The organism is Sphingopyxis sp. GW821-FHT12F08 (assembly GCF_058806755.1).
Map to the genome: position 1 here is coordinate 867840 of NZ_JBXAQA010000001.1, position 26111 is coordinate 893950.

At 68.9% G+C, this 26111-nt stretch carries 22 protein-coding genes; 6 read left to right on the forward strand and 16 right to left on the reverse strand.

What is annotated here, in order from left to right; all coding sequences use genetic code 11:
- The first annotated feature begins 3 nt into the window (after positions 1 to 3).
- The gene (locus AC1RNQ_RS04220) at positions 4 to 2502 is read left to right on the forward strand and encodes a glycoside hydrolase family 3 protein (RefSeq protein WP_493169180.1); all 2499 of its coding nucleotides are present in this window, start codon (positions 4 to 6) and stop codon (positions 2500 to 2502) included.
- Positions 2499 to 3527 (forward strand): cupin-like domain-containing protein, encoded by a 1029-nt coding sequence (locus AC1RNQ_RS04225; protein ID WP_493169181.1) that lies wholly within the window; start codon positions 2499 to 2501, stop codon positions 3525 to 3527. Before AC1RNQ_RS04220 ends, AC1RNQ_RS04225 begins: the two co-directional genes overlap by 4 nt.
- On the opposite strand, the gene AC1RNQ_RS04230 is transcribed toward AC1RNQ_RS04225, so the two are convergent.
- Genes AC1RNQ_RS04230 through AC1RNQ_RS04240 form a run of 3 tightly spaced genes read right to left on the reverse strand, consistent with a single transcriptional unit; the run spans position 3524 to position 8009 of the window.
- The gene (locus tag AC1RNQ_RS04230) at positions 3524 to 5032 is read right to left on the reverse strand and encodes a tryptophan halogenase family protein (RefSeq protein ID WP_493169182.1); all 1509 of its coding nucleotides are present in this window, start codon (positions 5030 to 5032) and stop codon (positions 3524 to 3526) included. The genes AC1RNQ_RS04225 and AC1RNQ_RS04230 overlap by 4 nt on opposite strands.
- Entirely contained in the window at positions 5029 to 5916 is an 888-nt protein-coding gene (locus tag AC1RNQ_RS04235; RefSeq protein WP_493169184.1) for an aldose 1-epimerase, read from the reverse strand. Before AC1RNQ_RS04235 ends, AC1RNQ_RS04230 begins: the two co-directional genes overlap by 4 nt.
- Positions 5913 to 8009, reverse strand: coding sequence for a glycoside hydrolase family 5 protein (locus AC1RNQ_RS04240; protein WP_493169185.1), 2097 nt, complete (start codon positions 8007 to 8009; stop codon positions 5913 to 5915). Before AC1RNQ_RS04240 ends, AC1RNQ_RS04235 begins: the two co-directional genes overlap by 4 nt.
- Before the next feature lie 228 nt (positions 8010 to 8237).
- Between AC1RNQ_RS04240 and AC1RNQ_RS04245 the strand changes: the two genes are divergently transcribed.
- On the forward strand, positions 8238 to 8498 hold the full coding sequence (locus AC1RNQ_RS04245; protein ID WP_493169187.1) for an alpha/beta hydrolase: 261 nt from the start codon (positions 8238 to 8240) through the stop codon (positions 8496 to 8498).
- A 33-nt stretch (positions 8499 to 8531) separates the two neighbouring features.
- Here AC1RNQ_RS04245 and AC1RNQ_RS04250 read toward each other — a convergent pair whose 3' ends face one another.
- The 4 genes from AC1RNQ_RS04250 to AC1RNQ_RS04265 form a co-directional block, all read right to left on the reverse strand.
- The gene (locus AC1RNQ_RS04250) at positions 8532 to 10571 is read right to left on the reverse strand and encodes a PAS domain-containing sensor histidine kinase (RefSeq protein ID WP_493169189.1); all 2040 of its coding nucleotides are present in this window, start codon (positions 10569 to 10571) and stop codon (positions 8532 to 8534) included.
- A complete protein-coding gene (locus tag AC1RNQ_RS04255) occupies positions 10568 to 10966 on the reverse strand; it encodes a response regulator (protein WP_493169190.1) in 399 nt (132 codons plus the stop codon). The genes AC1RNQ_RS04250 and AC1RNQ_RS04255 overlap by 4 nt, the downstream gene beginning before the upstream one ends.
- A gap of 91 nt (positions 10967 to 11057) precedes the next feature.
- Positions 11058 to 11702: a response regulator transcription factor gene (locus tag AC1RNQ_RS04260; RefSeq protein WP_493169192.1), complete on the reverse strand. Its 645-nt coding sequence runs from the start codon at positions 11700 to 11702 to the stop codon at positions 11058 to 11060.
- Positions 11703 to 11832: 130 nt separating this feature from the next.
- The gene (locus AC1RNQ_RS04265) at positions 11833 to 13776 is read right to left on the reverse strand and encodes a ferritin-like domain-containing protein (protein WP_493169194.1); all 1944 of its coding nucleotides are present in this window, start codon (positions 13774 to 13776) and stop codon (positions 11833 to 11835) included.
- Positions 13777 to 14049: 273 nt separating this feature from the next.
- Here AC1RNQ_RS04265 and pdxR point away from each other — a divergent pair, with 273 nt between their 5' ends.
- The 3 genes from pdxR (at position 14050) to AC1RNQ_RS04280 (ending at position 16562) form a co-directional block, all read left to right on the forward strand.
- On the forward strand, positions 14050 to 15501 hold the full coding sequence (gene pdxR / locus AC1RNQ_RS04270) for a MocR-like pyridoxine biosynthesis transcription factor PdxR (protein ID WP_493169196.1): 1452 nt from the start codon (positions 14050 to 14052) through the stop codon (positions 15499 to 15501).
- A gap of 14 nt (positions 15502 to 15515) precedes the next feature.
- Complete coding sequence (locus tag AC1RNQ_RS04275) at positions 15516 to 16169, forward strand: FMN-dependent NADH-azoreductase (protein WP_493169198.1); 654 nt, start codon at positions 15516 to 15518, stop codon at positions 16167 to 16169.
- 108 nt (positions 16170 to 16277) lie between these two features.
- Entirely contained in the window at positions 16278 to 16562 is a 285-nt protein-coding gene (locus AC1RNQ_RS04280; RefSeq protein WP_493169199.1) for a GNAT family N-acetyltransferase, read from the forward strand.
- Between the two features lie 60 nt (positions 16563 to 16622).
- Here AC1RNQ_RS04280 and AC1RNQ_RS04285 read toward each other — a convergent pair whose 3' ends face one another.
- The 9 genes from AC1RNQ_RS04285 to AC1RNQ_RS04325 all read right to left on the reverse strand — a co-directional run bounded on the left by AC1RNQ_RS04285 (position 16623) and on the right by AC1RNQ_RS04325 (position 26057).
- Positions 16623 to 16877, reverse strand: a complete 255-nt coding sequence (locus AC1RNQ_RS04285) for an NAD-dependent epimerase/dehydratase family protein (RefSeq protein WP_493169201.1) — start codon at positions 16875 to 16877, stop codon at positions 16623 to 16625.
- Positions 16878 to 16962: 85 nt separating this feature from the next.
- Positions 16963 to 18168, reverse strand: a complete 1206-nt coding sequence (locus AC1RNQ_RS04290; protein ID WP_493169203.1) for a bifunctional alpha/beta hydrolase/OsmC family protein — start codon at positions 18166 to 18168, stop codon at positions 16963 to 16965.
- A 15-nt stretch (positions 18169 to 18183) separates the two neighbouring features.
- A complete protein-coding gene (locus AC1RNQ_RS04295) occupies positions 18184 to 19467 on the reverse strand; it encodes a cytochrome b (RefSeq protein ID WP_493169204.1) in 1284 nt (427 codons plus the stop codon).
- A gap of 26 nt (positions 19468 to 19493) precedes the next feature.
- A complete protein-coding gene (locus tag AC1RNQ_RS04300) occupies positions 19494 to 20078 on the reverse strand; it encodes a glutathione binding-like protein (protein WP_493169205.1) in 585 nt (194 codons plus the stop codon).
- 130 nt (positions 20079 to 20208) lie between these two features.
- Complete coding sequence (locus AC1RNQ_RS04305) at positions 20209 to 20616, reverse strand: hypothetical protein (RefSeq protein ID WP_493169207.1); 408 nt, start codon at positions 20614 to 20616, stop codon at positions 20209 to 20211.
- A gap of 34 nt (positions 20617 to 20650) precedes the next feature.
- On the reverse strand, positions 20651 to 21412 hold the full coding sequence (locus AC1RNQ_RS04310; RefSeq protein WP_493169209.1) for an SDR family oxidoreductase: 762 nt from the start codon (positions 21410 to 21412) through the stop codon (positions 20651 to 20653).
- Between the two features lie 585 nt (positions 21413 to 21997).
- On the reverse strand, positions 21998 to 23431 hold the full coding sequence (locus tag AC1RNQ_RS04315; protein ID WP_493169211.1) for an efflux transporter outer membrane subunit: 1434 nt from the start codon (positions 23429 to 23431) through the stop codon (positions 21998 to 22000).
- Positions 23428 to 25026, reverse strand: coding sequence for an MFS transporter (locus AC1RNQ_RS04320; RefSeq protein ID WP_493169212.1), 1599 nt, complete (start codon positions 25024 to 25026; stop codon positions 23428 to 23430). The genes AC1RNQ_RS04315 and AC1RNQ_RS04320 overlap by 4 nt, the downstream gene beginning before the upstream one ends.
- Positions 25023 to 26057 (reverse strand): HlyD family secretion protein, encoded by a 1035-nt coding sequence (locus tag AC1RNQ_RS04325; protein WP_493169214.1) that lies wholly within the window; start codon positions 26055 to 26057, stop codon positions 25023 to 25025. The genes AC1RNQ_RS04320 and AC1RNQ_RS04325 overlap by 4 nt, the downstream gene beginning before the upstream one ends.
- Between the last annotated feature and the right edge of the window lie 54 nt (positions 26058 to 26111).

Here is a 26111-nt window from a genome sequence, read left to right on the forward strand (position 1 = left end):
TTCATGATGCGCAACCCGACCTGGCTGCTTCCCTTGCTATTGTCCGCCTGCGCGGCGCCGACGGGCGCGCAGGGGCCATCGCTGCTCCTGGCTCCGACCCCGCCCGAGGCGACCGCGCATCCCGAAAAATGGCCGGCGCCGCGCTGGCCCTTGCCGCGCGATGCCGCAACCGAAGCGCGCATCGCCGCGCTGATCGCGCGGATGACGATCGAGGAAAAGGTCGGGCAGATCGTCCAGGCCGATATCGCCAGCGTCACGCCGGAAGAGGCAAAAACCTATCATCTCGGTTCGATCCTCAACGGCGGCAACAGCGCCCCCGGGAACGACGAGTTCGCCGCGCCCGAAAAATGGCTGGCACTTGCCGATGCTTTCCACGCCGCGTCGATCGATCCCAGCGGCGACCGAGTGGGCATCCCGATCATCTGGGGAACCGACGCGGTCCATGGTCACAGCAACATCGTCGGCGCGACGTTGTTTCCGCACAATGTCGGCCTTGGCGCCGCCCGCGACCCCGATCTGATCGAGCGTATCGCCAGGGCGACCGCGCTCGAAATCCGCGCGACGGGGATGGAATGGACCTTTGCCCCGACGGTCACGGTGCCGCAGGATTATCGCTGGGGCCGCGCCTATGAGGGCTATTCGTCCGACCCGGCGCTGGTCAGCGACTATGTCGGCCGCATGATACGTGGGTTGCAGGGTCCGGCCGACGGGACCAACCTGCTGCAGGGACCCTATGTCATCGCCTCTACCAAACATTATCTGGCCGACGGCGGGACCGTCGACGGTCGCGATCAGGGGGACGCGCGGATCGGCGAGGAGGAACTGCGCGACATCCACGGCGCGCCCTATGTCCCCGCCCTCGAACAGGGCGTCGCGACGATCATGATCAGCTTCTCCGGCTGGAACGGGGTCAAGAATACGGGAAACAAGTCGCTCCTCACCGACCTGCTCAAGGATCATATGGGCTTCGACGGCTTCCTCGTCAGCGACTGGAACGCACATGGCCAGGTCGCCGGATGTACCAACGCATCGTGCCCGCAGACGGTGAATGCCGGGCTCGACATGGTGATGGCGCCCGACAGCTGGAAGGCGATGTGGACCTCGCTCGTCGCGCAGGCGAAGGACGGGACCGTGCCGATGGCGCGGATCGACGATGCCGTCGGGCGGATTCTGCGCGTCAAGATGCGGCTGGGGCTGTTCGAAGCGGGCAAGCCGTCGGACCGGCGCTATGCGGGCCAGTGGGATTTGCTCGGCGCCCCCGCGCATCGCGCGATCGCGCGCGAGGCGGTGCGCAAATCGCTGGTGCTGCTCAAGGATCGAGGCGGCGTGCTGCCGATCAAGCCGGGGAGCCATGTCCTCGTCGCGGGCGATGCCGCCGACGATATCGGGCGTCAGTCGGGGGGGTGGACGCTCACCTGGCAAGGCACCGACGTCACCAACGCCAACTTTCCCGGCGCCACCTCGATCTGGAAGGGGCTGGATGACGCGGTCAAGGCAGTGGGCGGCAGCGCCGAACTGACACCCGACGGCGCATACAAGAAAAGGCCCGACGCGGCGATCGTGGTGTTCGGCGAAACGCCTTACGCCGAATTTCAGGGCGACCTGAAGACGCTCCAGCTTCGTCCCGAATTGCGTGCGCCCTTTGCGACGATGCAGAAATTGAAGGCGCAGGGCATTCCGGTGATCGCGGTGATGATCAGCGGGCGGCCGCTGTTCATGAACCCCGAGCTCAACATCGCCGATGCCTTCGTCGCGGCCTGGCTGCCGGGGTCGGAGGGCGGCGGGGTCGCCGACCTGTTGATTGCGCGCAAGGACGGCAAGCCGCGCTTCGATTTCACCGGCAAGCTGCCCACCGCCTGGCCCGCCACCGCACGCGCCGACGGACCCGCGCTTTACCCGTTCGGCTATGGGCTGGGGCTGGCGGACAAGCCGGCGTGGACCATGCTGTCCGAAGAGCCCGGGGTCGAAGCAACCGAAAGCGGCACCGTCTGGTTCGCGCGCGGGGTGCCCGCGGCATCCTGGTCGCTGCGCGTGCTGGACGGTGCGGGCGACACGACGCGGATCACCACCGTCCCGGCCAAGGCATTGGGGGGCCGCGTGACCGTCAGTGCGATCGACCATATCGTCCAGGAGGGCGCGCGCCAGTTCGCCATCGCCGGCGGGCCGGCGACGGTCGAAGTGTCGAGCCACGCCCCCGTCGAGCTGACGCGCGAGAGCAACGGCGATCTGTTGCTGGTCGCGACGATACGCGTCGATCAGCCGCCAAAGGAGCCCGCAACGCTGGTCTTCAACCGCACGCCGATCCCTTTCGCGGCGCTTTCCGTCGCACCTGCGGGCGAATGGCGCAGCTATGGCGTGCCGCTCAAATGCTTTGCTGCTAAGGGGGCCGACATGAGCAAGGTCGAAACGCCCTTCCGGCTGACCACCGACGGCGCGACGCGCTTCAGCCTCGCCGAGGTGCGGCTCGCTTCGGTCGCGGACGTGATGATCCCCTGCCCGTGAATGACTGGCTGGCCCGGGCGGAGCCGGTCGCAGAAACCGACGCGACGGATGCCGGGACCGCGCAAGCGGCCCTGGCGGCGGCGAACGGTCGCCCGCTGGTGCTGCGCGGGCTGACCGCGCACTGGCCGTTGGTCGCGGCGGGGCGGCAAGGCATCGCGGCGCTGGCGCAGCGGCTGGCTGGCTATGGCCAAGGTGCGCCGATGAACGTCTTCACCGCACCGCCGGGAACGCAGGGCCATTATTTCTATCGCAGCGACATGGCGGGCTTCAACTTCCGCACGGAGCGGGCGACGATGGCCGAACTGCTCGATCGCCTGCTCTGGGCGAGCGGGCAAGCCGACCCGCCCGGCTTTTACGCCGGTTCGACCCCGGCGGCCGATTTCATGCCCGGCTTTCTCGCCGACCATATGCTGCCGGTCGAGGCACCGGGTGCCACACCGCGGCTATGGACCGGCAACGCGTCGCATATTGCGACCCATTTCGATCAGTCGGACAATATCGCGGCCGTCGTGTCCGGCGTCCGGCGGTTCGTCCTTTTTCCACCCGATCAGGTCGCGAACCTCTATCTCGGCCCGCTCAACAAGACCCCGGCGGGACAGCCGGTGAGCATGGTCGCGGTCGACGATCCCGACCTCGCGCGCTACCCGCGCTTTGCCGGCGCGATGGCCACCGCCCGGGTCGCGACGCTCGATCCGGGCGACGCGATCTACATTCCGTCGCTCTGGTGGCACAACATCCGCGCCACCGGGCCGCTCAACCTGATGGTCAACTATTGGTGCGATGCCGGGGCCGGGAGTTCGCCGTTGCTCGCCTTTGCCCACAGTCTGCTCGCGATCCGCGACCTGCCCGCCGCCGAGCGCGCCGCCTGGCGGACGTGGTTCGACCATTTCATCTTCGGCGACGACGGCGCGCGCGCCGCCGATCACCTGCCGCCCCACGCGCAAGGCGTGCAAGGCGCGGCGTCGCCCGAACGCGACGAAACGATCCGCAATTTCGTGCTGCGCGGGCTGATGGGGCCGCGTTAGTTCCCGACCAGCCGCGCGATATGGTCGGCGTGGCCGGGCATCGCGCGCGCTTGGGTTTCGAACACCGATGCGATCCGTTCCATCGCCGCGACGATCCGGTCGTCATCGGTCGCATCGACGAGCGGGTCGTAACCGTCGGGGACGATATTCTGCCCCAGCATGACCGCCGCCCAATTGGCGATGCCGAACAGATCATGGTCGAAGCGGCGGATGCGGCCCTTGGTGCGGAACAATTCGATCTTTTGCGCCAGGCTGTCGGGGATATCCATCGCCGCCATGTCGCGCCAGAAGGGCGTGTCGCTGCGCACGGTCGCCTTGTAATGCAGAACGATGAAGTCGCGGACATATTCATATTGGTCGATCATCAGCCGGTTGTATTCGTCGCGCTCGACCGTGCTGAACGCCATGTCGGGAAACAGCCAGAACAGCTTGTTGATCCCGGTCTGGATCAGGTGGATGCTCGTCGATTCCAGCGGCTCGATAAACCCGCCCGCCAGGCCCAGCGCGACGACATTGCCCTCCCACAATCGCTCGCGGACGCCCGCCGTGAAGCGCAGCGGGCGCGGTTCGGCCAGCGGTTCGCTGTCCAGATGCCCGAGCAATGTCCCCCGCGCCTCGTCGTCGGTCGCATAGCGGCTCGACCAGACGATGCCGTTGCCGGTGCGGTGCTGGAGCGGAATGCGCCATTGCCAGCCGAAACCGTGCGCGGTGGCGCGCGTCGCCGGGATCAGCGGGTCGATCCGCGCCGACGGCACGGCCATCGCCCGGTCGCACGGCAGCCAGCGCGACCAGTCGCGATACGCCACCCCCATTTCCCCGCCCAGCAGCAGGCTGACGAAACCCGAACAGTCGATGAAGAAATCGCCTGCTACGTCGTGCCCGCCCGTAAGGCGCAGCGACCTGACATGCCCGCTCGCCCCGTCACGATCGACGCCCTCGATCCGTCCCTCGATCCGCGCGACCCCGGCCGCCTCGGCACGGCGGCGCAGGAAGGCCGCGTAAAGCGCGGCGTCGAAATGATAGGCCGCCGCCATCTGGTGCAGGGGGGAGCGCGGATCGCCGCTTTGCGGCGCATAGCCGCGGTGGCGCACCGCTGCCCCCGTGATGAAATAATCGGTGAAGGGCCGGATGCGCGGATCGCGCCGGTGCTTCAGCCAGAACTGGTGAAACGCGATGCCTTCGAAATTATGCCCCGGGTCGCCGAAGGGATGCAGGTAGCGTTCGCCGAGCGCGCCCCAGTCGACGAACTCGATCCCCAGCTTGAAGGTCGCCTGCGTCTCGCGGATAAACTCGGCCTCGTCGATGCCGAGCATGCGGTTGAAATCGCGGATCGGCGGGATCGTCGCCTCGCCGACGCCAACCGTCCCGATGGCGTCGGATTCGACCAGCAGGATCCGCCGCTGGCCGTCGTTCAGGAACCGCGCCGCGGCGGCGGCGACCATCCAGCCCGCGGTGCCGCCGCCGACGATGACGATCGTGCGGATCGGCGCCGCCCCCCCGGTCATGCAAGCTCCCATAGGTCAAAGGCGACGCGCGCGCGGATCGTCTCACCATGCGCGGCGACTGGCATAGGCCGCCCCGCGCCGCCAAGGTTCAGCGCATTGTTGCTGTGTGGCACGGGTTCGAAGCAGAAGAAACCGGCATCGGCGGGGGTGTAAACGACTGCACACGGCAGGTCGGACAGGATAGTCAGCCCGAGCGGACGCTCGTCCCACCAGATGGCGGCGCGGCCATCCCAACCGTCATAGCCATTATCGAGCCGGCTATACGCCACCATGCGCCCCGCGGCAAAATCGGTCGTTGCATCGGGTTCCGCGGCGCGAACCGGCAACTGGTCGGGCCCCGCATGCCAGATCCGTTCGGCGGCGAATTGCAGATGCGCGCCCGCCGCGTCGAAATAGGGATGCATGCCGATCGCGAGCGGCGCGTCAACGGTGTCGAGATTGGTCACGGCCAGATCGATTTTCATCCCGGCGGTCGTCAGTTCGAAACGTTGCTCGGCGCAAAAGGCCCAGGGCCAGTCCGCATCGCCGCGATGCTCATACCGCACCACCGCATATCCATCGCCGCATTCCGCGACGGCCCACGCCTGCAGCCAGCCAATGCCGTGCAACGGCTCGGCGAATCCCGCCTTGTTCGGGGGCAGTCGATAAGGGAGCCCGTCCCACGCAAAAGAACCGCCGCCGATGCGGTTCGAATAGGGCACGAGCGGGAAGCTCGCCATCGCCAGCGGATCCCACCCGGGTGCGGCGGCGATGCCGGTCTCGTAAAACATCGGCTGATCGCCGACACGCCACGCCGCAACTGCCCCGCCCGCCGCCGGCACCAGCGTCAGGCGCGCGGCGCCCGCGGTCAGCGTCAGCATCGCAAACGGCCGTGCAGCGCTCATTCGCTCGCTGCGGGGTCGGCTTCACGCAACACATAGACCGGCCCGATCTCGATCGCCTGCGCCGCCCCGGCGGTATGCAGCGCCAACTGCCCCGTCCCCGCCGCGAGCGCCAGCGACGCGGTGGTGCCGATCTGATAGAGCCGCCAGTTCGGACCGACCGTCAGCATATTGTCGGCAAAGCCGTCATAAGGCGCGGCGTTCCGCTGCACCCGGATCGCCAGCTTGCCCTGCCCGTCGGGGGTCGATGCCGATACGGTGCGCGCCAGCACCGCGATGCGGAGCCGGTCGCCCTTCGCGATCGCGTCGCGCAACGGCACCGCGGCGCCCGCGTCGAACGCATTGGCGCCCGCCGCGCCGACCGTCAGCAGGGTCGCGACGCGGCCATAGACGTTGGTGGTCGTCGCCTTTGCCACCTGCTTGTCGCCATAGAGCAGCCAGGCGCGGTTCGCCGGGTCGTTGAGCAGATCGCCCTTGCCCGCGAGTTGCGGCGGCCGTTCCGGGTCGGCGGCGGGCGCCGCAGTCGTGGGCGCCTGGCGGATCGACTTGGCGCCCTCGACGACGATGACCTGCCCGATCTCGATCGTCTGCCGCGCGCCGGCCAGTTGCAGCCCGAGAACCGCCTGCCCCTTCGGCACATCGCGGTCGGCCGTGGCGGGAACCTCATAGAGCTGCCATTCGGACCCGACGGTCAGCACCGTGTCGCCGAACCCCGCATAGGGCGCGACATTCTGCTGGAAACGGACGCCGATCCGTCCCTTGCCGTCGGGGGCATCGGACTTGACCGTGCGCGCCCAAAAGGCCGCGACATAATCGCCCCTGGCGCGCAGCGCGGTGCGGATCGGCACATTGGCGCCGGCATCATAGGCGGCGACCCCCAGCGCTTGCAGCGCGAACTGCATCGCGGCGCCGCCGCCCGGGATGTCGGCCGACTTGACGATCTTCGCCTTCATGATCGTGCCGAAGGTCGACCAGTTCAGCGCGGAGGGGTCGTTGATCAGCGTGCCGGGCAGGCTGTCGTCGAGCGCCTGCAGTTCGGGGGTCGCCTGCCGCTCGCCCGCGGCCGGCGGCGATGCCGCGGCAGGCGCCGGCGCGCGCGTCGGGTCGGCCAGCCCGATCGCGCCGCGCATCCCGGACAACCACGCCTTCTTGTCGCTGTCATAGAAGGGAAAGGTGTTGGTATAGGCCCAGGTGCACATGCCGATGCCGAGCGGAGCGAAGGCCCTGGTCACCGCGGCATGATATTGCACCCGCTGATCGAGCGGCACCGTCGTATGCGCCCCGGTTTCGCCCATGAAGGGGAGCAGCCCGGTCCTTTCGCTATAGTCGCGAATCTTCTGCACATCGCGCACCAGCCGCGCGGCATCGTCCGCGCTGCCATAGGCGCGTCCCGGCGGCGGCACCGGATCGACCCATGTCGCGCCCTGATGGGTGAAGTCGAACGGCTCGTAATAATGAAAGGTCGGATAGACGTGCGGGTCGTCGGGCAGTTTCAGCGTTGCGAGCGAATCGATGCCGCTCCAGAATTCGCCGCCGACGATCACCGGCCGGTCGGGATTGGTCGCGCGCACCGCGGCTAGCGCCGGCGACAGCGCTTCGAGCAGATTGGCATTGGTGAATTTGTCGTGCGGCTCGTTCTCGAGTTCGAACCACAATGTCTTGGTCGGCTGCCCGGCAAAGGCGGCACCGATCTGTTTCCAGATGCCGGCGAACCGCGAAGCGCTACCCAGCGGATCGCTGTGCATCGATTCAAAATTATGGCTGTCGAGGATGACGTTGAGCCCCGCCGCCTGCGCCGCGACCACCAGATGCTGCACCCGCGCGAGGAAGGCCGGCTCGATCGTGTAGGGCGCCTCTTTTCCGGCGTGACTGTCCCAGCGCACCGGCAAGCGAATGGTCTTGAAACCGGCCGCGGCGATATTGGCAAAATCGCCGTCGGCAATGCGATGCCCGCCCCATCCGGTTTCCGTTGGCGGTTCGAGGCTGTTGCCCATGTTGATGCAAACCCCGACGGGCAGTCCGCGCGGCGTCGCCATACTGTTTGCCGGCGCTGCCATCGACGCCATCGACGCGGCCAGCATCATCGCCTTTTTCATCCAGACCCTCCCAACAGCCGTCGTTCGATCGCGGCCCGCCGTATTTTGGTAGCGCTACCAGTTCACCGGGTCAAAACCTAATTGCGCCAATGTTCGGATCCGGTTGCACCGGACGACGGCATCGCCGTCCGGTGCAAATGCATTGGATAAATATCGTAAGCAGGAAGCAAATGACCGGCGGTGCGACATCCGCATCGGATGATGGGCGAGCGGACGGTGATGCAATAAGTGCTGTTCTACAGCTTCAGCGTCGAGGGTCATGTCCGGTCGGATCCACCCTACCCTCTCGACGAGAATGACGTGCTGCGCGACGAGGGCGAGGCCTATGCCCGCAAGCTGGCGCAGGCCGGGGTTCCGGTGATCTCGGCGCGCTACAACGGCACGATCCACGATTTCGTGATGCTCAACCCGATCGCCGCGACCCCCGCCGCGCGCGGCGCGATCGGCCAGGCGATCGGCTTTCTGCGCAAGAGGCTGGCCGCGGGCTGACCGACGGGTGGGAGGCGGCCCGGCCGCCTCCCCTCACGCCTCGGCGGGAAGCGTGAAGCGGAACTCTGCGCCGCCGCCCGGATGGTTCGACGCGGCGATCATGCCGCCATGTTCGGCGATGATCGAGTGGCAGATCGCAAGCCCGATCCCCATGCCGCCGTCCTTGGTGGTGAAGAAACCGTCGAACACCCGCGCGAGATCATCGGGCGGAATGCCCGGCCCGGTGTCGCGCAGCGTGAAGGCGAGCCCGTCCTCGCCCGCGGCGGTCGCCAGCTGGATCTCGCGCCCGGCCTCGACCTCCACGCCCAGCGCCTGCACCGCATTGACGAGCAGGTTCACGATCACCTGTTGCAGCTGCACCCTGTCGGCCATCGCCTTGGGCAAGCCGCGGCCGAGGTCGGTCGTCACGCGGATCGCGTGAGATTCGATCTCGTAGCGCACGAACGCCAGCGATTCGCGCACGACGTCGTTGAGGTCGAGCGGAACGCGTTCGGGCTTGCGCTTGGCCGCCATGCCGCGGACGCGCTGGACGATGTCGTTGGCGCGCCGCGCGCTCGCGGCGATGCGCGAGGTCAGCTCCTTCGCCTTTTCGACATTGGGTTCGTCGCGCCCCAGCCAGCGCAGGCTGGTTTCGGCGTTGGTGACGATCGCGGCGAGCGGCTGGTTGACCTCGTGCGCGATCGACGACGCCAGCTCGCCCAGCGTCGAGAGCCGCGCCGCGTGTGCGAAATCGGCCTGCAGCTGGCTGAGCTCGGCCCTGATGCTGATCCGTTCGGTCACGTCGACCATCGAGAAGATGGTGACGTCGAGCTCGACCGGGGGCTTGGGGTAGGTCACCGAAAATTGCACGTCGAGCAGCCGCCCGTCGAGCGTGCGCACCTTGATCGGCTCGGCATGGTTCTGCTGGCCGTTGAAGCGGCCGATCATCACGTTGCGCAGCGCGTCGGGGGTCGCGGTGAACAGATAGCCGACATGGCGCATCAGATCGAGCGCGTTGGTCGCGCCGAACATCTCGATCGCGGCGCGGTTGACGTCGGTCACCGGCACGCTGGTCGCCGCATAGTCGACCAGCTCGGGATGTTCGTCGAGATAGGCCGCGAAATCGGAGACCCCCTGCGCGCGGATCTCGGCGTAGATGCGGCCCATATGGCTGGCGTCGACCTGCCACAGCGCCATCGGCATATATTGCACGAGCTTGCGGTAGCGCGCCTCGCTGGCGCGCAGATATACATAGGAGCGGTCGTCGTCGATCGTCCCGTTAATCGCCATCTGGATGCGGTGAGGCGGCCCCTCGGGAGGAATCCAGATCGTCAGCACCGGGTCGCGCAAGATGCCGTCGGACGGCATCTGGCGCCGATAGGTGACGTCGCGGCGATCGGCGGCGACCGCATCGACGATCAGCTCGGCGAGCGCGGGGCGGCTCTCGATCGGCCAGAAGGCGGCGACCGACTGGCCGATCATCAACGGGCGGCCGCGATTGCCGCCGACCAGCCGCATCAGCCGTTCGTTGACATCGACGATGCGCGAGGCCTGGACCAGTTCGAGCCCGAGCGTGGTCAGCCGCGCGGGGTCGTCATCCGCGCCCGCCTGACGCAGCGCGACGATCTCCGCAACCTGGGGCAGCCCGGCAGCGACGTCGATCTCGCCGGCGGCGGCCATCATCCGGTCGGGGATGTGCCAGCCGTCGCCGTCGCCCGCCGTATCGTCGGCCGAGCGGCGGCCATATTCGACGACGTCGCGCGGTGTGCCGTCGGTGTTGAAGCGCACATATTGGCGGATGTCGGCCGCGACCGCGGCGCCCGATGGCGTGCGGCGGCTGACCACCCCGCGCCAGGTCCCCTCCTGCACAAGCATGTGCCAATGCGCGCCCTCGTCGGCGCTGCGTTCGGACAGATGGCCGATGCCGCGCCCGACCATCGCCACCGCCGGCCAACCGTAGAGCGCCTCCGACGCGGGATTCCAGTAGCGGATTGTGCCCGCGGAATCGAAGACGATCACGCTTTCCGACGCGAGATCGGCGATGTCGGGTTCGCGCGGCGGCGCGGGCCCCTTGTCCAGCGCCGCGTCGCTCATCCCAGCGGGGTTTCGGGCCAGTCGAAGCCGTCCTCGCCCAGCACCGCCTTGAGGTGACCCAGCAGCACGTCGTCGGCGACCGGCTTGGTCAGCCAGGCGCGCGCGCCGAGGTCGAGTGCGCGGCGGCGATCATGCGCGTCGGTGACCGAGGTGAGGACGATCGCGGGAAGCCCGGGCGCCACGCTGCGCAGCCGCTCGAGCAGGTCGATGCCGGTCATGCCGGGCATCCGGATATCGGTGATCAGCCCGTCGAACGTCGCGGCGTCGGCGGCGAGAAAGGCCGGCGCCCCATCAAAGGCCGTACAGTCGAGCCCCGCAACCATCAGCAATTCGCACAGCGCTTCGCGGACGGCTTCGTCATCGTCCACGACTGCGACAAGGGGAATCTTGGCCACGTGCCTTGGCTCTTTCTCATGCGACCGGTGCGGCCAATGCTACCACTGTCGGCCAGCGCATAAGAGTTTGTAACTATACCAAGGATTAGGCTCATGGCGTTTCGCGAAGCTGGAGGGGCAATTTCTCCCACGCGCGGATCAGTTCGCCGACCGACGCTGCCTGCATTTTCTTCATGACGTTGCTGCGATGGAGCTTGACCGTGATCTCGGTGATGCCGAGGTCGAAGGCGATCTGCTTGTTGAGCCGGCCGCGCGAGACTTCGCGCATGACCTGGCTTTCGCGGGGGGTCAGCGTCGCGAAGCGCTCGACATGCTGCTGGACGATGCGCGCGCTTTCGCGCTCGGCGACGTCGCGCTCGACCCCGGCCATCACCGCGTCGAGCAAAGTCTGGTCGCGCACCGGTTTGGTCAGGAAATCGACCGCCCCCGCCTTCATTGCCTGCACCGACATCGGGATGTCGCCGTGCCCGGTCAGGAAGACGATCGGTTTCGAAATGCCCGCGCCCGCGAGATGCTGCTGCAGGTCGAGCCCGCTCGATCCCGGCATGCGCACGTCGAGGACGAGGCAGCCCGCCCGCGCGAGCAGCGGCGATTCGAGCAGCTCGCGCGTCGAGGCATAGGACGTCGCTTCGATCCCGACCGACAGCATCAACTCGCCGATCGCGGTGCGCACCTCCGCATCGTCGTCGACGATCAGGACGACGGGTTGCTCCTCGCTGGCGGCGGCGTTGATCATCGACAGACCTTTGGACAGGCAGGGCGTTCGGCACCCGCGCGCGGGTGCCGGCCGATCCCGCGAAGGCGTTCCGACGGCTGGGACCCTATCATAAGGGCGCGCCGTTCGCGAATCCGAGGAGGCGGCGGCCTCATTCGCTGCGAAATCCGATCCGCCGGTGGCTCTCGTCGCAAAAGGGCTTGGTCTGCGACGCGCCGCAGCGGCAGAGGCGCGCGCGCGTCATGCAGGCGATGCTGCGGCCGGTGCCGCTGACGATCTCCAGATTGCCGCGCAGTTGTAGCGGCCCGTCGGGCTGCGGATCGACCGCGAGCGGGCCGTCGCGCACGACGAGCCTGGGCGTGTCCTGCGACTCGGGTTCGCCCGTCGCGACGAAGCCGATATATTTGTGCGACTTGTCGCAGAAGGGCTTTTTCTTCGACGCGCCGCAGCGGCAAAGCGTCGCGCGATAGCCCGCGGGGGCGCCGTCGAGCACGATCTCGGCGCGCACCGCATAGGGCCCGTTTTCGCGGAGGCCGACCAGGTTCGCCGGCGGCGCGGGCTCGGCCTTGCCGTCGCGGCGCTCATAGCCGAGCGCGCCCGACGGGCATTGGCGGATCACCGCGCAGAGCATTTCGGGGTCGCTGGCGTCGGGGGCGATCCACGGCCCGTCGACGTCGGCGAGGAAGCTCGCGGGCGCCCGCGTCACACAGAAGCGCGCGTGGATGCAGCGCTTGCCGTTGAAGGTGACGGTGACCTCCTTGCCCTCGACGCGGTCGATGCCATCGACGCTCGTGGCCACGGGAGGCGCAGCGACGATCGGAAGCGGATCGGCCTCGGCGGCCGCTTCGACCGTTCCCACCAGCGCCTCGCGCAGGCGCGCGGCCTGCTTCTGCAAGATTCGCGTGGCGCGGACGCAGCGCGGATCGCCTTGGTCCATCGCTTCAGCGGCCGCCTGCAGCTCCTCGGCGCGCTCGACATGGAAGGCGCGCGCGCTGGTTCCCGGCGGCAGCCACGCCGCCTCGCGCAGCGCGGTGAAGGACACGCCGGCGTTGCAGCCGGGATTCGACGGTCCGGCGGGAAGCCGCGCCGCGCGCTCGGCGATGGCGGTCAGCGCGTGCATCAGCCCAATTGCGCAACCAACGTAAAGCGCCTTGTCGGGGTTGGGGTGCGAAACCGCGCAGGCGCCCGCAAGCAGGCGCAGCGCGAGCACATAGATGGCGTTGGCGAGATCGACCGCGGCGATCGCGTCGGTATCCTCGATCCAGACGCGCCCCTCGGGCGATGGCGGCTTGCGCAGCACAGGGTTGGTCGCCGCCGGATGCGCAGGGGCGAAGCCGGGGTTGGTCGCGGCGAGTGCCTGCATCTCGTCGCGCACGGCGACGAAGCGGCGGAAATGCGAATCCTCGCTATCGGTCGGCGCGCCCTCGCCCTCGACGATGATCTCGGCGAACGCCGCGAGCGCGCTGTCGAGGCCGGTTACCGGCTGCGCGCCCTTGAGGTCGACTTCCTCCCGCGTCAGTTGCAGCGCGGGGTCGCCGCAGAAGAGCGCCGCCTCGCCAATCGCGCCCGCAAGCGCGCGCAGGTCGCTCTCGATCGCCTGGTAGAAGGCGCCGATCGTCGCATAGTCGTAGCCCGTCGGGGTCAGGCGGAAGGTCCGCGGCGTGCGCGGCGCAGCCTTGCCGTCCGCAAAGCCCGTCCCGTCGCCTTCGCCCGAGGTTTCGGGGCGCTCGAGATAGATGAAATGCTGGATCGCGGCGTCGCCGAAAGGCGCGAGTTTCACCGCGATGCCCGCGGGGAGCCGCCCGGGCTCGATCGGGAAATTGGTGCGCCCGAAGCGCGGCGCGCCGCCGAGCGCGAGGGTAATGTTCCACACCGCGACGAGGTGGCTCATCTCGTCGACCGCGACGTCGAGGATAGCGCGGCGCCAGCGCGCGACCGCCCCGGCCTCGGCGGCAAGCAGCCCCTCGCCCTCGCCGTCCTTCAGGCTGAAGGCGGCGTAGAGATAGGTGCACATCAGATTCTGTTCTAGCTCGGCCGCCTCGTAGAGCGCGTGCAATATCTTCTCGCGGCTGATCGCCGTTCCGTTCACGTCCATCTGCAGACCCTCCTTCGGGCGGCCGCCGGGCGGCCGATCTGGCGGACAGGATAGCCGCGGCGGCTGCGGCGGTTAGGCGCGAGAGACAAAAACCCTGCTGTACCAAGACCGGCGCCACACGCCCGAGCCCTCGCGAATCCACCGCCGCTCTAATCGGCGAGCGAGCGCATCCTGTACCATTGGATAGGTCACCCCCGCCTCGACAGCGCCGCGCCGGCGGGCATAGCCTCGACGATATCGAGAGCCATTTTCACAGTACCATGAGGTGAGGACATGACTGTACCATGGGATTCCGGACGGGTCGCCTTCGCGATCGACCGAGCGCAGCCGACACCGATTACCGCGCAGATCACCGCGACGCTGCGCGCAGCGATCCTCGAAGGACGGCTGCGCCCCGGCATGCGCCTGCCCTCGTGGCTCGACCTCGCCGCGCAGCTTGGTGTCGCGCGCGGGACGGTGAAGGCCGCCTATGAAGCGCTCGCCGACGAGTTCCTCGTCTTCTCGGCCGGCGCGGCGGGTACGCGCGTTGCCGAACGCCGCCCGGCGCGACCGGTCGAGGTCAGGCAGGTCGACATCGCGCAGCCGCTGCAGGACCTCGAACGCGGTTTCTCGCTCAAACCCCTGCCCTTCCAGATGGGGGTGCCCGCGCAGGACGCCTTTCCCGCCAAGATCTGGGCGCGGCTGCGCACCCGCGCGTGCCGCGCCAATGCGATGGCGCCGCTGAGCCCGCCCGACCCGCGCGGCGAGCCGATGCTGCGCGAACAGATCGCCGCGAACCTCGCGATCACGCGCGGCATCTTTTGCCACCCCGACCAGATCGTCCTGACCAGCGGCTACAAGAACGGGCTGTCCCTGACGCTGCTTGCGCTCGGCGTGCAGGGCCGCACCGCATGGGTCGAGGATCCCTGCTATCCGGTGACGCGCCGCGCGCTCGAAATCGCGGGGCTGATCCCCGTGCCCGTCGCAGTCGACAGCAAGGGCATCCGCGTCGACCATGGCGTGCGCGCCGCACCCGACGCGGCGGTGGCGATCGTCACCCCGGGTCAGCAGGCGCCGACCGGCGTCACGCTGTCGCCCGAGCGCCGCGCGGCTTTGCTCGCCTGGGCGGCGCGCGAGGAGGCGTGGGTGATCGAGGATGATTATCTGAGCGAACTCCAGCTCGGCGGACGCGCGGCACCGGCGATGGCGGCCGGGGACAGCGCGGGGCGCGTGATCCACATCGGCACCTTCAGCAAGACGATCAGCCCGACGCTCGGGCTCGGCTTCGTCGTCGCGCCGCTCGCGCTCGCCGCGCGCTTCGGCGAGGTCGCGGGCTATCTCAACCCCGCACCCAATGTGACGACGCAACTCGCGCTCGCCGACTTCCTCGGCGATGGGCATTTCCTGCGCCACCTGCGGCATATGAAGGAGCTGTATCGCCAGCGCCGCGACGACCTGCACGCGCGGCTCGCGCCCAGCATCGCGATCGACGCCTTCGCCGGCCTCGCGGTGATCGCGCATCTGCCGGAGGGCACCGACGATGTCGCGCTCGCGCGCCGAGCGCCCGAACTCGGCATCGCGCCCGCGCCGTTGTCGATCTGGCACGCCCGGCCCGAAGCCGCGCAGCCGGGGCTGGTGCTGTGCGTCACCAATTTGCGGGCGAACCTGCTCGACAAGGCCTGCGACGCGCTCGCCGCGCTGACCGACGATCCGGGCGTCGTGCAGGCCGCGGCGCGCGCCGCCTGACTGGGAGGGATGTGATGAAACTGCTGCATGTCGATACAAGCCCGCGGGGCGAAAATTCGAGCTCGCGCGCGCTGTCGCACTTCTTCGTCGACCAGCTGCGTTTCCATTTCCCGGCGCTCGTCGTCGATTATCTCGACCTCGCCGCCGATGCGCCGCCGCCGATCACCGAGGCGTTCACCACCGCGACCTACACCCCCGACGACGAGCGCACGCCCGCGATGCGCACCGCGCTCGCGGCGTCGGACGCGTTGTGCCGGCGGCTGCTGGGTGCTGACGCGCTGCTCTTTGCGATGCCGATGCACAATTGGACGATGCCCGCGTCGTTCAAGGCGTTCGTCGACATGGTCGTGCGCGGCGGGCTGACCTATGTTGCGACCGATGACGGCCGCTATGTCGGCCAGCTCGGCGGGCGCAGGACCTTGTTCCTGACGACACGCGGGGTCGACCTGAGGCCCGGAACGCCCTTTGCCGCCATGGACGCGCTGACCCCGGTGCTGCGTGCCGCCTTCGGCTTCATCGGCGTCGCCGATCCGTCGTTCGTCGATGCGCAGCCGCTGCAATTCGCGCGTGCCGCCGAACGCGCCGCCGCCTTCGCGCGCGCGCGGCGCGACCTGATCGCGGTTGCCGAGGATTGGGCCGGCGCGCCGGCGCTGTCGCAGGCCGGCTAGAGTCGGGACCTGGGCTCGGTACAATCTTATCGCCAATCCTTGGGTCTGTCGGGCGGCGCCCGGCCGCCTAATCTGTCCCGGTCTCCCATATTTTCAAGGTGAACGACCATGGACATCGAAGTCATCGACAATGTCGAACAGCGCTGGTTCGAGCTCGACCTGCCCGACGGGTCGACCGCAACCGCCTTTTACCGCATCGACGACGAGGGTCGGCTAGTCCTCATCCACACCGAAGTGCCGCCCGAATTCTGGGGCATGGGCATCGCGACCCAGCTCGCCGAGGGCGCGTTCCAGCTGATGCGCCGGACGGGGCGCAAGGCGGTGCTGCGTTGCCAGTTCATGGCCAATTTCTTCCGCCGGCATCCCGAATATGCCGACGTCGTCGCTGGTTGAGGCCGCGGCGATGACCGACGACTATGACCTCGCGCGCTTCGTCGCGGCGCAGGCCGACACTTACGACGACGCGCTCGACATCCTGCGCCGCGGCGCGATGTGCACGCCCAATATGTCGGCGGTCCCGGCATAGCCGGCGTTCGACGCGTCGACCACGATGTCGGCGCCAGCCACCGCCGCGGCGAGTCTCTTCCCGGTGACGAGGTCGACCCCGGTCGAGCGCGCCGCGACGACCACCTCATAGCCTTGGCCGCGCAGCAAGGCCGCCAGCCGGCGCCCGATCAGCCCCGTTCCGCCCGCGATGGTGATGTTCATGGCCGCGCTCCTGCTGAGATTTCAGCATCAGCCTAACGCCGCGCACCCGAGGCGCGCAGACCCGAGAGCCACCGATCGCGCTGCACTAAACCGCGCCGGGCGCGTCCCATTCGGCGGCGACGGGGTCGAAGCGCGACCCGGTTTCAAGCGTCTTGTGCACCGGGCAGCGGTCGGCGACCGCGACCAGCTCGGCGTGCTGCGCCGGGTCGAGGTCGCCCGCGATCTCGATCGTGCGCGCGAAGATGTCGGGCACGGCTTCGCCCTTGTCCTTGCGGTGCGCGACGCCGGTGCGGATACGCTCGACCGCCCAGCCCTTGCGGTCGGCATAGAGGCGCAGGGTCATCGTCGTGCATGCCGCGAGCGCGGCGGAGAGCAAATTGTACGGCGTCGGCCCCGAGCCGAGCCCGCCCGCGCTTTCGGGCTCGTCGGCGATGAATGCCGCCTTGCCCGCGCGCATCGCGAGCTGGAACTTGCCGAGGCGCGTCTCCTCGGCCTCGGCTTCGAAGCGGCTCGCCGCGGTCGGCGGCACCGGGGGCAGGTAGCGTCCCGCCCAGGCGGCGATCATGTCGGCGGCGAAATCAGCGTCCTCGGCGCGGTTCAGCAGATGGTCGGCGCCGTCCAAGGAGACGAAGCTCTTGGGGTGTTTGGCCGCGAGATAGATGTCGGTGACATTGTCGATGCCGACGACCTGGTCGAGCGGCGCGTGGAGCAGCAGCAGCGGGCGTTTCAGGGCCGCGATGCGCGCGCCCTGGTCGTGGCGGCGCAGGTCGTGGACGAATTCGCGCCCGACGGCAAAGGGCCGCCCGGCGATCGCCGTGTCGGCGCGCCCTTCGCGCTCGATCCGCGCGAGCGTATCGGGGTCGAACTGGTGGAGCACATGCTCGACGTCGAACGGCGCGGCGATCGTCGCGATCGCGCGAACGCCGGGCAGCGATCCCGCCGCCGCGAGCGCCGCGGCGCCGCCGAAGCTGTGCCCGACGAGCAGCATCGGCGGCATGCCCGCCGCCGCCATCGCGCCCGCGGCGTCGACGAGGTCGCCGACATTGGCGCTGAAGCTCGACCCCGCAAAATCACCCTCGCTGCGCCCGATCCCGGCGAAGTCGAAGCGCAGCACGCCGATCCCTGCGCCCGCCAGCCGCCGCGCGATGCGCACCGCCGCCTTGTTGTCCTTGCCGCAGGTGAAGCAGTGCGCGAACAGCGCCCAGGCGCGCGCCGGGCCGACCGGCAGCTCGAGCCGCCCCGACAGGCGCGCACCCGCGCTATTGGTAAAATCGAACGGACGCGTGGGCATGGTGCCGGTCCTTCTTCAGTCCTGCGGCGCGGCCGCGCGGCCGCCAGCCTTGCCCAGCACCGCTTCGGTGATCGAGGTCGGCAGCGGCAGCGGCTTTTCGATCCGCGCGATCATCGGCAGGATGATCAGGAAATGCGCAAAATAATAGATGGCGGCGAGCTGCGAGATCAGCACATAGGGCTGCTCGGCCGGCGCGCCGCCGCAATAGCCGAGGACGAGCACGCAGGGGACCAGCCCGAACCAGAAGAATTTCCGGAACAGTGGCCGGTAGTGCCCCGAGCGCACCGGCGACGTGTCGAGCCAGGGCAGGAAGAAGAGCAGGAAGATCGAGGCGAACATCGCGAGCACCCCCCACAGCTTCGCGTCGACCCACAGGAAGTCGACGGTGAAGGCGCGGAGGATCGCGTAGAAGGGCCAGAAATACCATTCGGGCACGATATGTGCCGGGGTCGAGAGCGGGTTCGCCGGGATATAATTGTCGGCGTGGCCGAGCGCGTTGGGGAAGAAGAAGACCAAAGCCGCGAAGAAGGTCAACGCGACCCCCAGGCTGAACCCGTCCTTCGCGGTATAATAGGGGTGGAAGGGCACGGTGTCCTGCGGCCCCTTCACATCGACCCCGGTCGGGTTGTTCGAGCCGGGGATATGGATCGCCCAGACGTGCAGGATCGCGACCCCCGCGATCACGAAGGGCAGGAGATAGTGGAGCGAGAAGAAGCGGTTGAGCGTCGCATTGTCGGGCGCATGGCCGCCGAGCAGCCAGGTCTGGATCGGCTCGCCGACGACGGGGATCGCGCTGAACAGCCCGGTGATCACCTTGGCGCCCCAGAAGCTCATCTGCCCCCAGGGCAGGACATAGCCCATGAAGGCTGTCGCCATCAGCAGCAGCAGGATGACGACGCCCAGCAGCCACGCCATTTCGCGCGGCGCCTTGTATGAGCCGAAATAGAGCCCGCGGAACATGTGGATATAGACCGAGATAAAGAAGAGAGACGCGCCGTTCATATGGACGTAGCGGATCAGCCAGCCCGACCGGACGTCGCGCATGATATGCTCGACCGAATTGAAGGCATAGCCGGTGTTCGCGGCATAATGCATCGCGAGCACCAGCCCGGTGACGATCTGGATCGCCAGCGCGGCGCCGTTCAATACCCCGAAATTCCAGAAATAATTGAGGTTGCGCGGGACGGGATAGCCGCCGCCGGTGGCGTTGTAGACAAAGCGCGGCACCGGCAGCTTTTCGTCGAGCCAGCGCATCAGCGGATGCTCGGGCTGATACTGCTTCGCCCAGGGAAAGCTCATCTCCCGTCCCCCATTTTACGAACCGGTCAGCGCAGCCCTTCGGCGGCGAGCGTCGCGGCCACCGCAGGGCGCGCGTCGAGCCGCTGGTGAAGCGCGGCGAGCGCGGGCGGCACCTCGATACCGAAGCGTTCGGCCCAGCGCGTCGTGACGAAGATGTAGAAATCGGCGACGCTCGGCCGGTCGCCGAAAAGATACGCCCCCGCCAGTGTGTCGGCAAGGTAGCGCATCCGCGCGGTGATATAGGCGCTCGCCACCGCCTTCTGCTCGGCGGTGCCATTGTGCCAATAGGGTTTGAAGCTCTTGTGGATTTCGGTCGAGATATAGGCGAGCGCCTCGACCAGCCGCGTGCGGCCGAGCGGCCCGTCGATGCCGAACTGCGGACAGACGCCGGCCAGATAGTCGAGCACCGCAATATTCTCGGTCAGAAGCTCGTCGTCGTCGAGCTGCAGCGCCGGGACATAGCCCTTGTGCGTGACGGTGTTGAAATCCTCGCCCGACGCGGTGAGTTTGGTGCGGATGTCGACGCTCTCGCTCTCGAACGGCACTTCGGATTCGTGGAGCGCGATATGCGCCGCGAGGCTGCAGGCCCAGGGGCAATAATAGAGTTTCATCGGTCGGGCTCCTGTCTTCTGTCCGTTCGCGGAAGGGGGCCGCCGGAGCATCGGGGAGGAGGGGCGATGCTCCGGCGGCGGGGTGGGACCGGAGCGCCAGGGTCGGGTCGCTCCGGTTCCGGGGGGCTGGTCAGCTTGCGGGGCGCCGCGCCTCGGCGATCGCCCACCAGGTCAGGAGCGCCGCGAGGATCGCGGGCAGCGTGACCGCGGGAAAGTCGCGCGCCAGCGCATCGGGTCTACAGATGCCGACCGCGACCTCCCAGAAATGGAAGAGCGCATGCGCCCAGAGCCACAGCGTCGCGGTGGCCCAGAGAACGACGCGATATTGCGCGCGCGCCGCGCCGATCAGGAAGGCGGTCCCCATGAAGAGGAAGATCAGCCCGATGTCGCGGATGAAATGCTGGTTGAATGGGCCCGTCGTGGTGACGCCGGGGACCGCGAAATACCAGTCGGCGGGCGACCAGAGCATATAGAGGCCGTTGAGTTCGGCGAGGATGCCGAGGGTGACGGCGGTACCGAGGCAGGTCTTCCTGAGCATATGAACCTCCGGTCAGGCGGGGACGCCGAAGTCGTTATTTGCGGGGCGGCGGCGGGACGTTTTCGAGCCACCAGTCGAAGCGCGTCGCGCCGAGCTGGGCGTCGGGGCCCGCGACCAGCGAATCTTCCTGGAGCTTCGCGCCGAAATAGCGCGCCTCGGGATCGACCACGACGCGGTGCGGGTCCTGGTCATAGGCGAGCACGCGCGCGACGACCTCGTTCAGGCGGAACTTCTCGGGCCCGCCGATCTCGACGATGCGGTTGGCGGGCTCGGCGAGCGCCGCGGCGGTGACCGCGTCGGCGACATCCTCGGCCGCCATCGGCTGGATGAAAGCGTCGGAGAGATGCACTTCGTCGCCGACGATCCCCGCCTGGCCGATGCCGCGCAGGAACTCCATGAACTGGGTCGCGTGCAGGATCGTATAGGGGATCGGGCTTTCCTTGATCAGCCGTTCCTGTTCGAGCTTGGCGAGGAAATAGCCGCTGTCGGGCAGGCGGTCGGTGCCGACGACCGACAGCGCGAGATGGTGGCGCACCCCCGCGGCACTTTCGGCGGCGACGATATTGCGCCCCGCGGTCCGGAAGAATTCCATCGCCGAGCGGTCGTCGAAGGCGGGCGAATTGGCGAGGTCGGCGACGACGTCGGCCCCGGCCAGTGCCTCGGCCAGCCCTTCGCCGGTGATCGTGTTCACCCCGGTGTTGGGCGCCGCGGCGATCGCCTGGTGCCCGCGTTCGTGCAGCTTGCTGACGACCTTCGAGCCGATGAGCCCGGTGCCGCCGATCACGACGATCTTCATGGGATATGCCTTTCCGTCCGAGGAACGCCGCTCGCGTCCGATGGTCGAGAAGCTATCGGAAAGCGCTGGGGGCGGGCAGGCCTGAAAGCTGCGAAAGCCGCTGTACCATGCGGGGGCTGCGCGGCTTGGTACAGCGCGGGCGCCAGCTCTCGCACCTTATCGGCGGCCGGCGCGCCTGCTCTGATCACGCCATGGTCGAGACGGACCCGTGCGCCCCCCTCCCCGCACACCCGTCCCGGCCTTCCCGACATCCGCACATTGCTGCGGGCACTTGTCCGGGGAGCCGTGTCAATCGGACGCGACAGGGATGATGAGCATAGGGATTTTTCCGGTTTCTCCCTATGGCCGACGAAATGGCAGGCGAGCATCCCACCTGTCCGGCTCTCCCTTTTCTGTCGATGATGGCGATCGCCCCGGACTTGTCCGGCCGGCGGGTTTCGGGCGGTAGCGGACGTTCCCCAGCCCCTCCTCTTCAGAGGAGGGGTTTAATGTCTTTTATCCACACCAAAGCCGTTCCCGCCGGCCGCGTCCGCACCGGTTCAGCGCGGCACGGTAACCGGGGTGGTCGGAATCGTGTCGTCGTCGTCAGGAGGCCTTGCCCTCGGCGGCTTCCCAGCCGCCGCCGAGCGCTTTGTAGAGCGCCGCGAGCTGCTGCAACCGCGCGGCCTCGGCCTGGATATGGAAGCGGTCGGCGGCGCTGTACGCGATCTGCGCCTGGAGCAGCGCGGTCAGATCCTCTTCGCCCGCGCGGTAGCGGCGGCGCGCCAGTTCGACCGCCTCGGCGGCGGCAGTCCGTGCCGCGGCGCGCTCGGCCGCGACGAACCCCGCCGACGAAAAACGGTTGATGCTCGTCTCGCTGTCGGCGAGCGCTGCGAGCACCGCGCGCTCGTAACGCGCGCTCGCGGCCTCGGCGCGCGCGTCGGCGGCACGGATCTGCGCGCGGATGCGCCCGCCTGAAAAGATCGGCCAGCGCAGCGACGGCCCGACCTGGAAGCGCAGGCTGCTGTCCGACGCCAGGTCGCCGGGTTGGCGTGCCTGCAGCCCGATCCCGCCGATCAGCGAGAAGCGCGGGAACAGCTCGGCGGTCGCGACGCCGATGTCGGCGGTCGCCGCCGCGAGGTCGCGCTCGGCGAGGCGGATGTCGGGGCGGCGGCGGAGCAGATCGGAGCGCAGCCCTGCGGCGACGTCAAAATCGGCTACGGGCATCGGTGCCGCCTGCCGCAGCCGCGCGTGCAGCGCCTCGGGCGGCTGGCCGACGAGCAGGGCGAGCCGGAAGGCGGCGGCCGCCTCGTCGCTTTCATAGGCCGGAATCGTCGCCGCGACCCCGCGCGCCTGCGTTTCGGCGCGCAGAGTATCGACGCGCGACGCCGCGCCGACGCGCAGCCGGTCGCCGACGAGCCGCGCGATACCCGCCTGCGCCTCGGCGTCGGCGACGGCGTTGGTCCGCAGCGTTTGCGCGGTGCGGAGGTCGATATAGGCGCGCACGACCTCGGCGATCACCTGCAGGATCACGCCGCGCCGCGCTTCCTCGGCGGCCTCGGCGCGCGCCTCGCTGCTCTCGACCGCGCGGCGCGTGCCGCCCCACAGGTCGATCTCCCACGAAGCGTCGAAGCCGACGTCGTAGATCGCGAGGTTGCGGCCGAGCCCGGGGACCTTGCCGACGGGTAGCTGGCCGTTTTCGCTGAGCCGGTTCTGGGTCGCGATCGCCGATGCGCCGACCTGCGGCAGCTCGCGCCCATGCACCGCGTCGCGGTTGGCGCGCGCCTCGCGCAGCCGTGCGCCGGCTTCCTCGATATCCTTGTTGCCCGCGATCGCCGCCTCGACCAGCTCGGCAAGCAAGGGATCGTCGAACCGCTGCCACCAGGCGCCGTCGACGGCTTCGCTGCTGACCGGGCCGACCCACGCCTCGCTCACTTTGGTCTCGGGCGGGCGATAATCGGGGCCGACGGTGGTGCAGCCCGCGAGCGCGGCGGCAAGCAGCGCAGTTCGCGCGGGTTGGATGCGGAGGGACTGGGTCATGATGCGGCCTCGGCTGGAGCGGATTTCCCCATCGTCTTCGCGAGGAGGATCCTGAACGCGGCGATGCACGGCGCGCCGACGACAAAAAGCAGGGCGACGAGGTTGAAGGCGGTGTCGAAGGCGATCACCGCCCCCTGCCCGCCGACCGCGCGGCCGACCATCGCGGTCGCACTCTTCGCCGCAACGCCCGCCTCGACCCCGCGGGCGGCGAGCAGGTTGGTGGTCGCGGCGATGCGCTCGGCAAGCGCGGGCGAGCCGCTCGTGATCGCCGCGCCGAGGATCGTCTGGTTGTGGACCACGCCATGGTCGATCGAGGTCTGCAGCACCGCGACCCCGATCAGCCCGCCGAGCTGGCGCCCGATGTTGAAGATGCCGATGCCATAGGCGACGCTCGCTGCCGGCAATTTGGTGAAGGCGATCAGCGTGATCGACAGGAAGAGGAAACCGAGCCCGAGCCCGCGGAGCAGGATCGCAGGCATCATGTCGGCCGCGCCGCTCTGCCCGTTCGATCCCGACAGCATCCACATCGCGACCATGATCGAGAGGATGCCGAGCGGCACCGTCGCGACGGGGGGCAGCCCGCGGACCTGCATCAGCCACGCCGACAGGAGCAGCGTCGCGAGGAAACAGGCGCCGCTCGGCAGCAGCAAGGCGCCGGCCTCGGTCGGGGTGAAGCCGAGCACCGAGACCGCGAAGGCGAGGATCACGAAAGCGCTGCCGAACAGCGCCGCGCCCGCGACGAAGCTCACGAAGAAGGCAAAAGCGAAATCCTCGGTGCGAAAGACCGACAGGTCGAACAGCCCTGTGGACCCCACGCTATATTGCCGGAAAGCCACCACCAGCAACCCGCCGAGCGCGGCTGCACTCATCCATGCTATCCGGGACGCTTCGAACCAGTCCCAGCGGCTGCCCTGCGTCAGCACATAGGTCGCGCAGAGCAGCGCCGCGGCGAAGGCGAGCAGCCCGACCCGGTCGAGCGGGCGCGGCGACGCGGGCCGCGCGGACGTCGGGTCGGCGAGGATCAGCAGCCCCGCAGCGCCGAGCGAAAGCGGCAGCACCGCGGCGAAGATCCAGCTCCAGTCGCGCTGGTCGATCAGCCAGCCCTCGAACAAGGGCGCGGCGGTCGCGGGCGCGACCACCGACCCGATCGCGAACAGCGCCTGCAGCATGGGCTGGCGCGCCGCGGGATAGGTCCAGAAAAGGATCGCCTGCCCCGCGACGAGCAGCGTCGCGCCCGACAGCCCCTGGATCGCGCGCAGGATGACGAGCGGTTCGAGCCGGGAGGTCGCGGCGGCAGCGGCGCAGGCGGCACCCATGACCAGCGTCGTGATCAGCAGCAGCAGCCGCGGATCGAAGCGCGTCAGCAGCCACGGCGCGACGGCGAAGCCGATCAGCTTGAACGCGGTATAGCCGACGTCGAGCCCGGCGAATTCGTCGGGGGTCGCGTACGTGTCGCCGATGATGTCGGCGCGGCCGAGCGCGAGGATCGTGCTCGCGAGCGCCTCGGTCAGGCAGGCGAGCAAGATGCCCGTGACGAGCAGCCAGCCGGGCGCCGCCGCGGCACGCTCGTTGGCCGGGGCGGCCGCCGCGGTCATGTCCGGCGGCCGCGCAACACCTCGACCCGCGCCGACAGCCCGGGGACGAGCCGCACGGCGAGCGGGTTGGCGCGGAGGCGGATCTTGACCGGCACGCGCTGGACGACGCGCACGAAATTGCCCGTCGCATTGTCGGCAGGGATCAGCGCGAACGCCGAACCGCTGCCCGGCGCGAGGCTGTCGACATGGCCCTCGATCGCGACGTCGGGATAGCCGTCGACGCGGATGCGCACCGGCTGGCCGGGGCGGATATGTTCGAGCTGCGTCTCCTTGAAATTGGCGACGACATAAAGATCGGCCACCGGCACGATATCGAGCAGCGCCGCGCCCGGCGCGACGAGGCGCCCGAGGCGCACCTGGCGATTGCCGACCACGCCCGCGATCGGCGCGCGCACGACCGTGTTGTCGAGATCGATCTGCGCTAGGTCGCGCGCCGCCAGTGCCTGCGCGAGCGCCGCCACGGCGGCTTCGCGCTGCGCGCCGAGCAGGTCGATCCGCTGGCGCTGCGCGTCGAGGCTCGCGCCCGAGGCGGCGACCCCGGCCTCGGCGCGCGAACGCCCGCTGTCGCTTTCGTCGACCTGCGCCTGGCTGACCGCGCCGCCCTCGACCAGCGCCAGCCGCCGGTCGCTGGTCTTGCGCGCGAGCATCAGGTCGGCCGACGCCGCGCGGCGCTGCGCCGCGGCCTGCCGGACCAGGATATGCTGGAGCGCGATATCCTCCGAACTGCTGGCGACGCGCGCGCGCGCCGCCTGGACATTGGCCTCGGCCTGCGCGAGCCTGGCGCGATAATCGCGGTCGTCGATGCGGAACAATATGTCGCCCGCGCGCACCGCCTGATTGTCGCGCACGTCGACCGCGACGACATAGCCCGCGACCTTGGGCGCGAGCGAGGTCACGTCGCCGCGCACATAGGCATTGTCGGTCTCCGCCGCTTCGTCGCCCGCCGCCAAAATCCAGATCAGCAGCGCGATGACAGCCGCCGCGGTGATCAGCAGCAATCCGGTCTTCCTGCGTTTGGTCAGCCTCGCCATGATCGTCTCCGCTATTGGGCCGGCCGCAAACTGCCCGCCGCGCCGGCCAGGCGG

Bases quoted from the DNA above. Each gene is read 5' to 3' on its own strand.
- AC1RNQ_RS04290 (WP_493169203.1), bottom strand. From the start codon at position 18,168: ATGCCCACGCGTCCGTTCGATTTTACCAATAGCGCGGGTGCGCGCCTG.
- AC1RNQ_RS04220 (WP_493169180.1), top strand. From the start codon at position 4: ATGATGCGCAACCCGACCTGGCTGCTTCCCTTGCTATTGTCCGCCTGC.
- AC1RNQ_RS04260 (WP_493169192.1), bottom strand. From the start codon at position 11,702: ATGATCAACGCCGCCGCCAGCGAGGAGCAACCCGTCGTCCTGATCGTC.
- AC1RNQ_RS04295 (WP_493169204.1), bottom strand. From the start codon at position 19,467: ATGAGCTTTCCCTGGGCGAAGCAGTATCAGCCCGAGCATCCGCTGATG.
- AC1RNQ_RS04265 (WP_493169194.1), bottom strand. From the start codon at position 13,776: ATGGACGTGAACGGAACGGCGATCAGCCGCGAGAAGATATTGCACGCG.
- AC1RNQ_RS04275 (WP_493169198.1), top strand. From the start codon at position 15,516: ATGAAACTGCTGCATGTCGATACAAGCCCGCGGGGCGAAAATTCGAGC.
- AC1RNQ_RS04300 (WP_493169205.1), bottom strand. From the start codon at position 20,078: ATGAAACTCTATTATTGCCCCTGGGCCTGCAGCCTCGCGGCGCATATC.
- AC1RNQ_RS04325 (WP_493169214.1), bottom strand. From the start codon at position 26,057: ATGGCGAGGCTGACCAAACGCAGGAAGACCGGATTGCTGCTGATCACC.
- AC1RNQ_RS04315 (WP_493169211.1), bottom strand. From the start codon at position 23,431: ATGACCCAGTCCCTCCGCATCCAACCCGCGCGAACTGCGCTGCTTGCC.
- AC1RNQ_RS04310 (WP_493169209.1), bottom strand. From the start codon at position 21,412: ATGAAGATCGTCGTGATCGGCGGCACCGGGCTCATCGGCTCGAAGGTC.
- AC1RNQ_RS04250 (WP_493169189.1), bottom strand. From the start codon at position 10,571: ATGAGCGACGCGGCGCTGGACAAGGGGCCCGCGCCGCCGCGCGAACCC.
- AC1RNQ_RS04280 (WP_493169199.1), top strand. From the start codon at position 16,278: ATGGACATCGAAGTCATCGACAATGTCGAACAGCGCTGGTTCGAGCTC.
- AC1RNQ_RS04230 (WP_493169182.1), bottom strand. From the start codon at position 5,032: ATGACCGGGGGGGCGGCGCCGATCCGCACGATCGTCATCGTCGGCGGC.
- AC1RNQ_RS04235 (WP_493169184.1), bottom strand. From the start codon at position 5,916: ATGAGCGCTGCACGGCCGTTTGCGATGCTGACGCTGACCGCGGGCGCC.
- pdxR (WP_493169196.1), top strand. From the start codon at position 14,050: ATGACTGTACCATGGGATTCCGGACGGGTCGCCTTCGCGATCGACCGA.
- AC1RNQ_RS04285 (WP_493169201.1), bottom strand. From the start codon at position 16,877: ATGAACATCACCATCGCGGGCGGAACGGGGCTGATCGGGCGCCGGCTG.
- AC1RNQ_RS04240 (WP_493169185.1), bottom strand. From the start codon at position 8,009: ATGAAAAAGGCGATGATGCTGGCCGCGTCGATGGCGTCGATGGCAGCG.
- AC1RNQ_RS04320 (WP_493169212.1), bottom strand. From the start codon at position 25,026: ATGACCGCGGCGGCCGCCCCGGCCAACGAGCGTGCCGCGGCGGCGCCC.
- AC1RNQ_RS04305 (WP_493169207.1), bottom strand. From the start codon at position 20,616: ATGCTCAGGAAGACCTGCCTCGGTACCGCCGTCACCCTCGGCATCCTC.